General features: G+C 29.5%; 10 protein-coding genes and 1 rRNA gene. 1 reads left to right on the top strand and 10 read right to left on the bottom strand.

The window, feature by feature from the left end; genetic code table 11:
- Nucleotides 1–70 (bottom strand): 16S ribosomal RNA (locus tag ACWOA3_RS05620); the annotation flags it as partial.
- A gap of 576 nt (nucleotides 71–646) precedes the next feature.
- Between ACWOA3_RS05620 and ACWOA3_RS05615 the strand changes: the two genes are divergently transcribed.
- The gene (locus ACWOA3_RS05615) at nucleotides 647–1,156 is read left to right on the top strand and encodes a GNAT family N-acetyltransferase (RefSeq protein WP_456884580.1); all 510 of its coding nucleotides are present in this window, start codon (nucleotides 647–649) and stop codon (nucleotides 1,154–1,156) included.
- 33 nt (nucleotides 1,157–1,189) lie between these two features.
- On the opposite strand, the gene ACWOA3_RS05610 is transcribed toward ACWOA3_RS05615, so the two are convergent.
- The 9 genes from ACWOA3_RS05610 to ACWOA3_RS05570 form a co-directional block, all read right to left on the bottom strand.
- Nucleotides 1,190–3,529, bottom strand: coding sequence for an endonuclease MutS2 (locus tag ACWOA3_RS05610; protein ID WP_442566577.1), 2,340 nt, complete (start codon nucleotides 3,527–3,529; stop codon nucleotides 1,190–1,192).
- A gap of 163 nt (nucleotides 3,530–3,692) precedes the next feature.
- Nucleotides 3,693–4,226: a CvpA family protein gene (locus tag ACWOA3_RS05605; protein WP_003146845.1), complete on the bottom strand. Its 534-nt coding sequence runs from the start codon at nucleotides 4,224–4,226 to the stop codon at nucleotides 3,693–3,695.
- Nucleotides 4,227–4,357: 131 nt separating this feature from the next.
- Entirely contained in the window at nucleotides 4,358–6,007 is a 1,650-nt protein-coding gene (locus ACWOA3_RS05600; protein WP_456884577.1) for a DAK2 domain-containing protein, read from the bottom strand.
- A gap of 11 nt (nucleotides 6,008–6,018) precedes the next feature.
- The gene (locus tag ACWOA3_RS05595; protein WP_003146848.1) at nucleotides 6,019–6,378 is read right to left on the bottom strand and encodes an Asp23/Gls24 family envelope stress response protein; all 360 of its coding nucleotides are present in this window, start codon (nucleotides 6,376–6,378) and stop codon (nucleotides 6,019–6,021) included.
- Nucleotides 6,379–6,511: 133 nt separating this feature from the next.
- Nucleotides 6,512–7,444, bottom strand: a complete 933-nt coding sequence (locus ACWOA3_RS05590; protein ID WP_003146849.1) for a ketopantoate reductase family protein — start codon at nucleotides 7,442–7,444, stop codon at nucleotides 6,512–6,514.
- Nucleotides 7,445–7,597: 153 nt separating this feature from the next.
- The gene (locus ACWOA3_RS05585; RefSeq protein ID WP_003146850.1) at nucleotides 7,598–8,644 is read right to left on the bottom strand and encodes a PTS transporter subunit IIC; all 1,047 of its coding nucleotides are present in this window, start codon (nucleotides 8,642–8,644) and stop codon (nucleotides 7,598–7,600) included.
- A 207-nt stretch (nucleotides 8,645–8,851) separates the two neighbouring features.
- Nucleotides 8,852–9,565: a 16S rRNA (guanine(527)-N(7))-methyltransferase RsmG gene (rsmG, locus tag ACWOA3_RS05580; RefSeq protein ID WP_456884574.1), complete on the bottom strand. Its 714-nt coding sequence runs from the start codon at nucleotides 9,563–9,565 to the stop codon at nucleotides 8,852–8,854.
- On the bottom strand, nucleotides 9,558–11,441 hold the full coding sequence (gene mnmG, locus ACWOA3_RS05575) for a tRNA uridine-5-carboxymethylaminomethyl(34) synthesis enzyme MnmG (protein WP_003146852.1): 1,884 nt from the start codon (nucleotides 11,439–11,441) through the stop codon (nucleotides 9,558–9,560). Before mnmG ends, rsmG begins: the two co-directional genes overlap by 8 nt.
- 169 nt (nucleotides 11,442–11,610) lie before the next feature.
- Complete coding sequence (locus ACWOA3_RS05570) at nucleotides 11,611–13,011, bottom strand: cation:dicarboxylate symporter family transporter (RefSeq protein WP_456884572.1); 1,401 nt, start codon at nucleotides 13,009–13,011, stop codon at nucleotides 11,611–11,613.
- Nucleotides 13,012–13,118 lie beyond the last annotated feature (107 nt).

Below are 13,118 nucleotides of genomic sequence, written 5' to 3'. Positions count from 1 at the left end.
TTCGCTCGACTTGCATGTATTAGGCACGCCGCCAGCGTTCGTCCTGAGCCAGGATCAAACTCTCCAAATAAATTTGTTAGCTTGATTAGCTCATTAAAAAGTTTTATAGTTTCTTTTTAAAACTGTCCTTTTTTGGAATTAACGTTGACTTAATTCGTTTAGTTTTCAATGTTCAAATCGTTGCGATTAACAACTTTTATATTTTAACATTTTTAAATTTCTTTGTCAAGTCTTTTTTAGAACTTTTTTTTAAAAATGTTTTTTTATCTCCATCAGAAGATTTTAATTATTTTATCATTTCTTTGAATGTTTGTCAAGAAGTTTTTTATATTTTTTTTTGAACTTTTTAATCGTTTACTTCGTTGAAATAATAAGCGTTGTCTTTCTTCAAGACTTTTATAAGTTTTTCATTTCTTTTTTTTTATCAAGAAGTTTTTTATATTTTCTTAACTTTTAATTATTAGAAATTTTATATTGTTCGTCTTCTTCTTGAGAAGACTTTTACTATTCTATCATCAACTTTATTACTTGTCAACATTAATTTTCATATTTTTTCATTTTTATTTCAATATTTCTTTCTATTTGCTATTTATAATCAAATTTTATTGTGATATTATATAATTAAACACTTCAAGGAGGATTATTTATGATTTATTTTAAAGAACCTAAAGATGTTACTTTTGAACAAATATCAGATTACAAAGAAGAATTTGTTCTTAATAATGAAATCATTCATGGTGCAGCAAATATAACTGATTTATCTATCCCTGAATGGGTACAATTTACAGAAGATACTAAATATAAAGAATCAGTAACTCCTGGTTTTGTCACTGCTCATACATTTTTCGCTTTAGATAATGATAAAATCATTGGTATTATTAACGCAAGGCATAAACTGAATGACTACTTATTAAACTTCGGTGGCCATATAGGCTATAGTGTTAGAAAGTCACAGCGAAGAAAAGGATATGCTAAAGCGATGTTATCTTATACAGCAGATTTTTTATTTTCACTTGGCCTAGAGAAAATCTTAATTACCTGTGATAAAAAGAATATTGCCTCAAAACGCACTATAGAATCATGCGGTGGTATTTTAGAAAATGAAATAATAGAAGAAACTAGAACTACATTAAGATATTGGATATATAAAAAATAAGGTTAGGTTGGAATTTAATCCAACTTAACCTTTCTATTTCATCTCGACTACAGTAGCTCCCATACCACCTTCGTTTTGACCTCCGGTTCTATAGCTAGCTACATATCTATTATTTTTTAGATATTCACCTATATTTTTACGAAGTATACCTGAACCTAAACCATGTATTATAGTAAATGTGTCATATCCTTGAAGTATTACTTTATCCATATAATCTTCTATTTCCCTTATAGCTTCTTCTGTATTTAATCCTATTACATTAATATCAATACCTACTTTTTTGCTGCTAACACTACTTGTGCTCACGTATCTAGTAGTCACTTCAGGTTCACTGTCTATTTTTCTAACTTCTTTTTTCTTAATATTTAGTTTCATAGCACCCATTTTTATCTGTAACGTATTTCCTGAAATTTCTAAAACTGTCGCTCTTTGATTATAACCTAATACTAATACATCATCTCCAACTCTAATTTCACTATTGTCAAACTTAGGTTGGTTTTGTAGTTTTTTATGAAATTTAATATTATTTTTACTTCTATCCATAGTATGCAGCAATTCATTAACTTCATGCTGTTTTAACGAAGAACTATCTTTAAACTCTTTATAAATCTCAAGCATTTCTGCTTTCTTCTCTTCAATCTCTCTATTAAGTTCTATACTTAAATCATTATATAAACTTTCTCTATACTCTTCATATTTTTGTAGATTGGTATCTAGAGTTTGTTTTACATCATCTATCTCATCTAGTGTTTTATTTATATACTCTAATTTATAATCATATTCTCTGATACTTTCAGAAAGTTTATCAATAAATAGATTATTTTCTTTTGTATTTACTTCCAATAATGAAATTGCTTCATCTATAATTGATTGTTCTAAACCTAGTTTAGCTGATATATTAATCGCGTTAGACTTCCCTGGTAACCCAATAATAAATCTATAGGTTGGTTTTAATTTTTCAAAATCAAATTCCATTGAAGAATTTTTATAATACTCAGACTCAAAACAATAATTTTTGATTTCTGGATAGTGAGTTGTACATAATATAGTTGCATTCATTTTTTTGAATTTTTCTAGTAATGCAATAGAAAGTACTGCCCCCTCACTAGGATCTGTTCCTGAACACAACTCATCTAGAAGTATCAAACTCTTGTTATTCGTTTTATTTAGTATATTAATAATATTAGTCATATGAGAAGAAAAAGTAGATAAGTTATTTTCAATAGACTGTTCATCACCTACATCTACAAATACATCTTCAAAAAATCCAACTGTTGATTCCTCTAATGCTGGAATATAAAATCCTAGATGTGATAAGTACACACATAATCCAACTGTCTTTAAAATTACAGTCTTACCACCAGTATTAGGACCAGTAATTATTAGTGAATTTCCTTTATTATCTAGGATAACATCATTTTTCACAACTACGTCTTTATCAATTAAAGGATTATATGCTTTCTTTAGATTAAGCTCTTGTGAATTTACTATGTTTTGTTTATTAAAGCCATTTCTAGCACAAAAATTCATTTTTGAAAATATAAACTCTATTTGAGAAAAGTTCCAAAGAGAATTTATAAGTTCATCTGCTTTTTCTTTAATTACTTCAGATGCTTCTTTTAGTATTCTAAGAATTTCTTCTTTTTCCTTACGTTTTAGAATTCCTATTTCATTATTAATCTCTACATTTTCTTTTGGTTCAACGTAAAATGTATTTCCTGAGGCACTCTCATCATGTATTATCCCGCCAAAGTCATTTTTATATTCGGGTTTTACTAAAATTACATCACGATCATTTCTCTTTGTTACAATTGCTTCTGTTAATTTTTTTACATTTGAACGAAGGATATTTTTTAGTATCTGATCACTCTTATTTTTCAACTTAGAAATATTTACTTTTATATTTTTTAATTCAAGTGATGCATCTGGTCTTATATATCCATCTTCATCTATTATTCTATCTAAATATCTTTCCAAATCGCTAAAATCATCTAATTTAACAACATATTTTGTTAAACTTGGATAATTAGAATGTTCGTGTAATTTTATATTTTCAAATCTTCTTGAGAATCTATCATAAGTTATAATATTTCTTAATATATAAAAAAGTTCCTTTTCTGACAGTACACTATCAATTTTTGCCTTTTTAACACTAGAATTATAATCAAATATTTTTAATTTGAATTCGTTTGGGTATTTTCTAAGAAGATCATATCCCTCTTCATTCTCCTTATGTACTTCGACTAATTTATCAAAATTTGTAATATACTCTAAATTTTTTATTTTTTCAAATGATAGCTCTGAAAAACAGTATTTTTCTACATCTTTTAATACTAAGTCTAAATTAATTTTCTTTTGAGTAATTTTATTCAATCTAATCTCACTCCTTCAATCTATATTTACATGCTTTATCTTTTTATAACACAAACTATTATACACTAAATAAAAGTATTAAACAATTTCTTTTGATTAAAATCGACTTCTTACTCACATAATAGAAAAAATTCGGAGCACCTCAGGAACCCCGAATCTAATTTTATTTATTAAAGAATAAACTAATAAACTGCTTTGATAATACTGGTGTATTTTGAATTATATAATCTGGTAATGTAGAATCTTTAAATATCGCTATCTTCCAATCTGGAGCAGGCAATACCGTTACAAGGTAAAGTACTACAAACACAATCAAGTAAATCTCCACGAATCCTAGTATAGCACCAAGATATCTATCAGTCGTTTTTATTAATGGTAATTTTCTAATAACGCCCAATGTTTGAGCTAAAATTTGTATTATTAATCGAATAACAATAAATAATACGATAAATGATACTATACGATAATATGCTGTTGGAATATTAAGACCTTTATATATTCCCTCAAGCCCTTCCGTAACATCTGTTGGAATCGGGATCATACTCGTAAACAAATACGCTAATCTTGAACTAAATAACATAGATACTGCATAACCAATCACTATTGTTCCTAAATAGAATATTTGCATGATTAATCCACGTTTGTATCCTAAATATGCTCCCGCAGCTAATAATAATGCAATAATTATATCAACCATTTTTTCTCCTTTCAAATCGTTATCTATTTCTTAATGACTTATAATTAATATATAAGTATTTTAATCTACCAACTTTAAAGTAGCATTAATCTATTTTAGACTAATGCTACTTTTTTAAAAAATTTAAATTATTATTCAACTCCGATAATGTATGGATATACCGGTTGTCCTGATTCTATAAGTTCTACTTCTACGTCAGGGTATTTTTCTTCTATTAATTGTTCTAAGAAATCAGTATATTCTTCTGTACTTTCTTCACCTAAGTAAAGAGTTACAATTTCTTTATCTTCATCAATAGATTTTTCTAATAATTCTTCTAATACTGTATTCAGAGATAAGTTAGAAACCACTATTTTTCCATCTTTAATTCCCATGAATTCATCTTTTTTAATTTCAACACCTTCGATATTAGTATCACGAACAGCATGTGTTACTTCCAGAGTACTTACTGTTGATAATACTTCTTGCATATTAGCGAAGTTTTCATCAGCTGAAGCTTGAGGATTAAACACCATAACCGCAGCTAAACCTTGAGGCGCTGTTTTACTTTCAATAACAAAAACATTTTCCTCAGCTAACTCAGCAGCTTGTTTTGCTGCAAGTTGGATATTTTTATTATTAGGGAAGATAAAAATGTTCTTAGCGTTAACTTCTTTAATTGCTTTCATTATATCTTCAGTTGATGGATTCATAGTTTGTCCACCTTCCACGATATAATCAACTCCCATAGAAGTTAATACTTTACTTAATCCAGCTCCCATAGAGATAGAAATCATTGCTTGTTCTTTTAGTTCTTTTGGAGTAGTCGCTTGTTTAGCTTCTTGTTTTCTTAGAACTTCACGGTGCTGTTCTCTCATATTATCAGATTTAATCTTGATAAGTTCTCCATATTGTTGACCATAATTGAATACATCTCCTGGAGTTTCTGTGTGAACGTGAATTTTTACATACTCACTATCAGAAATAACTAGAAGAGAATCTCCAAATTTACTCATATCTTCACGGAATTTATCTTCGTTGAAATCTTTTTTCTCTTTATCAAGACGAACAGTAAATTCTGTACAGAATCCATACACGATATCTTCTGGAGACATAAAGTCCATATCGTGATCATCTTCAAACTGCATATCAACAACATTAGTTTCTACAGATTCTAATCCTTCAATTTTTTCACCTTTAAGTGCAGCTACAAAACCTTGATATACACAAACAAGCCCTTGACCTCCTGAGTCTACTACACCAACTTCTTTTAGAATTGGTAATAAATCCGGAGTTCTTTTTAGTGAAGCTTGAGCTTCAACATAGATTGCTTCCATTACTTCTACTACTGACGTAGTATTTTCAGCTGCTTTAAGTCCAGCTTCCGCTGCTTCACGAGCTACTGTTAAAATAGTTCCTTCTACTGGTTTAATAATCGCTTTATAAGCAATACTCACACCATTTTGAATAGCATCTGCAAACTCTTTAGCATTAACTTCTTTTTTATCAGCTATGTGCTGAGACATTCCTCTAAATAGTTGAGAAAGGATAACACCTGAGTTTCCACGTGCTCCCATTAATAATCCTTTAGAAAAAGACTTACCTAATTCACCGATGTTTTCTACAACATTTGCAGCTGTTTCTTTAGCACCTGATGACATTGAAAGGTTCATATTTGTTCCTGTATCACCATCTGGTACAGGGAAAACATTTAATGAGTTTATTTTTTCTGCATTTTTAGCTAAATTTTTTGATCCTAAATCAATCATTTCAGCTAAAACGAGTCCGTTAATTTTCTCCACTATCTTTCCTCCTATTTATTTACCTTGATGCCTTGAATATAAATGTTGATTTCATCAACTTTGACACCTAAAGTTTTTTCAATTTGATATTTTACTGAAGATTGAACATTGTTAGCTATTTCTGAAATTTTTGTTCCATACATAACTATGATATATAAATCAATTACAAGTTTTTCTTCATCTTTTTTTACTACTATTCCTTTTGCGTAATTTTCTTTACGTAAAATTTCTGTAATTCCATCCTTAACTTGATTTTTACTAGCCATTCCTATAATTCCGTAACAACTTACAGCTGCACCACCTGCAACTGATGCGATTACATCATCACTAATAGAAACATGACCATATTCATTATTAATTTCTAATGACATATCTTTTCCTCCTATTTTAAAAATAGTCAACTGAACATACGAACTATTATACCTTTTTTAACAGAAAAATACAAGTGAAACATTGATAATTCTTTACTTAGAGCCTTTTAGTATCCCTTTTATATTGCTAATATTATTTATTATTATTAATAAATTCCTTAGAATGAATCATTAATGTAATGACATCACACACTGGTGTAGGAATATTATGAATTTTTCCAAGTCTTGAAATTTCTCCATTAAGATAATCTATTTCCGTCAAACGACCATTCTTCATGTCTTGATATAATGATGGATAATGTGCTCCAGCAGTCTCTAAAGGAAAACAATTTTTTATATTATTTTCAATTACATCTTGATTAATATCAATCCCTTCAGCTTTACCTACAGCTGTAATTTCATTTAAAACCGCTCTTGTTAATTCTAAATTCTTATCATAGCTTCCATACTGATTAATATTACAATCAATAAGTGTGCAAAAAGTATTTAGCACACAGTTTAAACCAGCTTTATGCCATATTGATTGATATGTATCTGCCGAATATTTAATATTTAATCCCGCATCATTTAATCTATCTACAAGTTTCAAAGTTTCATCTAAGTTAATCTCTTTAACTTGTTTTAACTCTATTTTTCCCGTTCCATGAGCATTTAATACACCAGGACCTCCTAGTCCACTAGTCCACACTGTTACACCAATAAGAATGTTCTCTTCTTTTATATAATCTTTTAAAGTCTCAACATGACCTAAACCATTTAAAATACAAATGATTTTAGTATCATCGTGAAATAAATGTTTAACTTTTTCTAGCATAGCTCTTAATTGCATAGATTTAGTTGCAACAAAAACTACATCATATTTTCCTCTAACTTGATCAGGATGATATGTCGGTATATAATAATTACCTAAATCCACCTCATCAATTATAACTTTTAATCCATTATTAGTAATATTTCTTACATGTTCCTCCCAAGAATCTACAAATGTTACATCTTCATTATTTTTAAATAACATATACCCAAATCTTGAACCAAGAGCTCCTGCTCCTGCAAATAATATTTTCATAATTAATCTCCTTAAAGCGTATTCTACCTTAATTTTATAACTATAAAATAACTTTGTCAATGTGTTATCAAATCAATATAAATAATTAAAATAACCTAACAAAAACATCTCTTAAAAAACGAATTTGTTAAGTTATTTTTTATATACTATAAATTATAGATTTTCTGGTTTATATGCATCTTTCTTATATAATTTCAATACATCAGAATAAAATCTATCTGCTAAAAATGCAACTGTAAATGGAATTACGAAGAATGCCAATAACACTGGTAATAAGTTACCATTATTCATTGCGTATGATTTAGAAGGTCCGATTAAACCGATAATGCCAAATCCTGCACTCTCGTGTGTCCCAAGAATTTTTAGGAAATATCCTGAAAGTCCTGTGATTGCTGCTGTTGTTAAAATTGTTAATAGTAACTGTGGTTTACGTGCACAGTTTGGCATCATAAGTTTGATTGCACCTAAGATAATAGCCACACTAGCACCTTTACTTTTCGCTCTATAAGTACCGATAGCTAGTACCGCTGCTGCTGAAACTAATCCTAATGTTGCAGCTCCTGCCCCCACATAGTTTTCATTAGAAAATAGTATTAATCCCATTGCAACTGTTGATACAGGTGTAACGATTAAGAACGAAAATGTCATTGTTATTAAAATACACATTAACACTGGTTGTAATGTTGTAAATTCAAAAATGATCGATGCTAAAAGTTTAGTTAAACTCTTAGTATATGGTAATGTTACTAATCCTAACGCTGCTACTAATCCTCCAGTGATTGGTAAGAAAATAATTGTAACAGCTCCGAATTTATCTTTAACAAGGTTAATTGCTAAAGCTCCAATAATTGTAATTAAAATGACGTTAAATAAATCTCCCATTGGAACCCCAGTCCATGCTTTTGCTTGTGCATTAAAAGTTAAAGATCCACTTGCTGCTAAGACTGTCGCTCCTAATACTGCTGACTCTAATGGTTTAAATTTTAAACTTTGCCCTACAATAACTCCTACTAAAACTGGAATTGCAAATTGTAATAAATACATCGCTTGAGTTAATGTAGTGAATAATCCAGGTGCAAATAATGTTCCTAAATATTTAAATAATGTACTTAGAACTGCATTTGGAATTAATCCTGCAACAACTCCTAAAGCTGTACCGTTTAAAATAATATTAAGAAAATCCCTTACTGATTTTGTCATATACATCCTCCTTTGTTTGTTTTTAATGAATATAATAAATATAATAATATAAAATCAAACAAAAGTAAAGAATTTTTTGAAAATTTATCTATTTTTTCTTTATTTTATTATGTAAAGCGTATACAAATTAAAAAGCAGCTAACATCATTAGGTATAAAATGATATTTAGCTACTTTTATAATACTTTTATTTCATCACAAAATTACACTATAATAATGGTTTTTTATTCGGTGTACCTGCTTTTCTAGGATATTTGTTAGGTGTCTCTTTAGCTTTTCTTATTTCTAAAATATGACGCTCCTCACCTTCAATATCAAATTCTAAATCTTGTTCTAACTTTCCACCTAGAAGTTTTATTGCATTAATCGCTTCTTTCGTCTCTTCTTCCGCTTTTTGTGCTTTTAAACTTAAGAAATATCCACCTTTTTTTACTAACGGTAAACACAATTCAGCTAATACATTTAATCTTGCTACCGCTCTAGCAGTTACGATTTCAAAACTTTCTCTGTAGTCTTTATTTTGTCCAAATTCTTCTGCCCTAGCATGAACAAAATTACAATCACTAAGTCCTAGTTCATCTTTTACTAAATTTAAGAACTTAATTCTCTTGTTTAACGAATCAACAATCGTAACTTTTAAATTTGGATATAATATTTTCAATGGGATTGAAGGAAATCCTGCTCCACTTCCCACATCACAAATACTTTCAATATTAGAATAATCTTTATAGAAAGCTAGTGAAATTGAATCAAAAAAGTGTTTTGTATAAAATTCATCTTCTTCGGTAATAGCAGTAAGATTTATCTTCTGATTCAATTCAACTACTAAATCATAATATTTACTATACTGCTCTTTTTGAAGCTCTGATAATTCTATTCCTACCTTTTCTTTTACTGCAGCATAAAACTGTTCTTTATTCATTGTTTGTTCCTCTACGTTGTTCTAAATATACTAATAAAATAGAAATATCCGCTGGATTAACTCCTGAGATACGAGATGCTTGACCAATAGTTAATGGTAATACTTTTTTTAGTTTTTCCCTTGCTTCTAAAGCTAAACTTGGTACTTCATCATAATTCAGATCTGTAGGTATTTTCATCTCATTCATCTTCTTAAGTTTTTCTACTTGTTGAAGAGATTTTTTAATATAACCTTCATATTTAACTTCGATTTCAACTTGCTCTACTACATCTTTAGGAAGAACTGTATCATCATTAGCTAAATATAGAACATTTGCATGGCTTAATTCTGGGCGTCTTAGCATATCAATCGCCAAAATACCGTCACGAATTTCCGCACTATTTAATTCTGCTAGTTTTTCTAGAGTAGCAGCTGTTGGAGTTATTCTGAAAGTTTTAAGTCTTTCAATTTCGTCAGCAACCATCTTACGTTTTTCACAGAATTTATTATATCTCTCTTTAGTTACTAAACCGTAGTTATAAGCTTTTTCAGTTAAACGCATATCAGCATTGTCATGACGTAATAATAATCTATGTTCTGCTCTTGAAGTTAAAAGTCTATATGGCTCATTTGTTCCTTTTGTTACTAGGTCATCAATAAGAACTCCAATATATGCTTCATCACGACCTAGAATCATCGGCTCTTCACCAAGCACTTTACAAGCGGCGTTTATTCCAGCCATAATACCTTGACCTGCTGCTTCTTCATAACCACTCGTACCATTAATTTGACCCGCAGTAAATAACCCGTCAATTAATTTTGTTTCCAATGTTGGCCATAGTGTTGTTGGATTTACTGCATCGTATTCAATCGCATACCCATTACGCATAATTACTGCATTTTCAAGACCAGCAATACTATGTACCATGTCACGTTGAACATCATCTGGTAACGAAGTAGACAGACCTTGTACATATATTTCTTTCGTATTTCTACCTTCTGGTTCTAAGAAAAGTTGATGTCTTTCCTTATCGTTAAAACGAACATATTTGTCTTCAATACTTGGACAATATCTTGGTCCTGTTCCTTTAATCACTCCAGAATACATAGCTGAACGCCCTAAGTTCTTATCGATAATTTCATGTGTTGTTGAATTTGTATAAGTTAACCAACATGGTACTTGATCTTTAACAAATTCTTTAGTTTCATAACTAAATGCATGTTCTTCTTCATCACCTGGTTGAATTGCTGTTTTAGAAAAATCTACACTATCCGCATTAACCCTTGGTGGTGTCCCAGTTTTAAACCTAACTAAGTCAAATCCTAATTCTTCTAATTGTTTCGCAAGATCGATAGATGGCATTTGATGATTTGGTCCAGAAGAATATTTAATATCTCCAATTACAATTTCACCACGTAAATATGTACCTGTAGTTATAATAATTGTTTTTGCTTTATACGCTGTTCCAAGCATAGTTCTTAATCCAACTACTTTATTATCTTCAATAATAAGTTCACGTACCATTGCTTGCTCAATATCTAAATTTGGAGTATCTTCTAAAATTCTCTTCATCTCTAATTGATACTCAACTTTATCAGATTGCATTCTTAGTGCACGAACTGCTGGCCCTTTTGCTGTATTTAACATTTTACTTTGAATATTAGTCTTATCAGCTACTCGTCCCATTAGACCACCAAGTGCATCTACTTCACGTACAACAATTCCTTTTGCCGGTCCACCCACACTCGGATTACACGGCATAAACCCAATAGTATCTAAATTAATTGTAATCATTAGAGTTTTAACACCTTTTCTACTTGAAGCATGTGCTGCCTCAATTCCGGCATGTCCTCCTCCAATTACAATAACATCATATTCTTTTAAAAATTCAGTCATAGTACCTCCATATATTTTAACGTAATTGCAAAATAATGCTTTGACCAAAATTTTGATATATTACTAAATTTTTACCTTTATAATATTATCATATCGAGAAGAAAAACACTAATAATATACCTATGTTCATAAAAAAATCGTAGCACTTTCGTACTACGATTTAAATTATTTATTCTGTTACTTTATCAAACTCATAAAATTTATCTTTATTAAATAAACCTAAGTGTTTATCAACCATTATTGAGTTTGTCATACCACCACTAACATTTAAGCAAGTACGTCCCATATCTAAAATTGGGTCAACTGCTAAAATTGGGTTAATTTGATTGAATAATGCTCCAAAACCTACTCCGTTAACTGAAACTGAGGCAGCTGTAATTGCTGTACCAGGAACCCCTGCGATACCTACAGAACCTAATGTTACTACAATAACAGTCATAATAAATAATGTTGCATCAATTGTTATTCCATTTGCATTAGCTAAAAATACTACTAACATTGTTGGATAAATACCAGCACATCCTTGCATTCCCGCTGTAGAAGAGAACGAAGCAACAAAGTTTGCTGTTGACTGATTAACTCCCATTTCTTTAGTTAAAGTATTAATAGTTAAAGGTAATGTACCCGCACTTGAACGTGAAGTAAATGCTAAAACTAATGGCTTACTTGCTTTTTTAAAATATGTAACAGGTGAAACACCATGTAGTAATAAGAATAATCCTTGAATTACAAATTGAATTACTACTGCTACATATAATAATCCGATAAATAATAATACATCTTTAATTGATTTTAATCCTCTTTGTGCAATTGTGTTAGCTAGTAACGGGATTACAGCATAAGGTAATAATCTAATTATTAGTACTGTCATTCGAGATACAATAGCATGTAAATTAGCAATATAGTCTATGAAAGTTTTTACTTTACTTTCATCTTTATTTTGAATATATCTTGCAGCTAGTCCGATAAACATCGCAAAAATTACTACACCAATTACATTAAAGTCAACCATTGCTTTAATAGGATTTGAAGGAATTAATTCTCGAATAATTGTAACAACATTTTTTACTTCTTTAATTTTACTATCCCCATTACCTAAAACAATAGAACTACTTCCAAGTTTAAATACTGCAGAAACTACAAAACCAACTATAGAGCTTATTGCAACCATTCCTAATGTAATAATCAGTGTTAATCTTGTTAATTTTTTAACATCAGTATTAGCATTAATATTTACAATTACATTGATAATTGAAACTAATACTAATGGTACGATTAACATTTTAATTAAATCAATAAATCCATTCCCAAATAATGAATACCATGTAGTTGTTTCAGAAACATATTTAATCTTCATCGGTTCATCACTAAATCCTGAATATGCTTGTATACCAATCCCTAGAAGTAAACCTATTGCTGTTGATAATAACGTTCTTTTTGAAGAACTAACTCTTTTTTTTGCTAAATAATACATTAAGTAAAATAACGCAAAAAGTACTACTAAAAATAATAATGTTTCTTTTGTAGAAATCATAATAAATTTCTCAAAAAATGTAAATTTGTTTTCCATTTTCTATCCTCCAAATGAGTTTTTACTCATCTTCTTTTTTATTTTGTAAAATTTTAATCTTAAATTTTACTCCATCTACAGATAGAATGGAAAAGATAATGACCTTT

This window comes from Gemella taiwanensis, from assembly GCF_054054385.1.
This window is presented reverse-complemented; position numbering and strand designations above follow the sequence as displayed.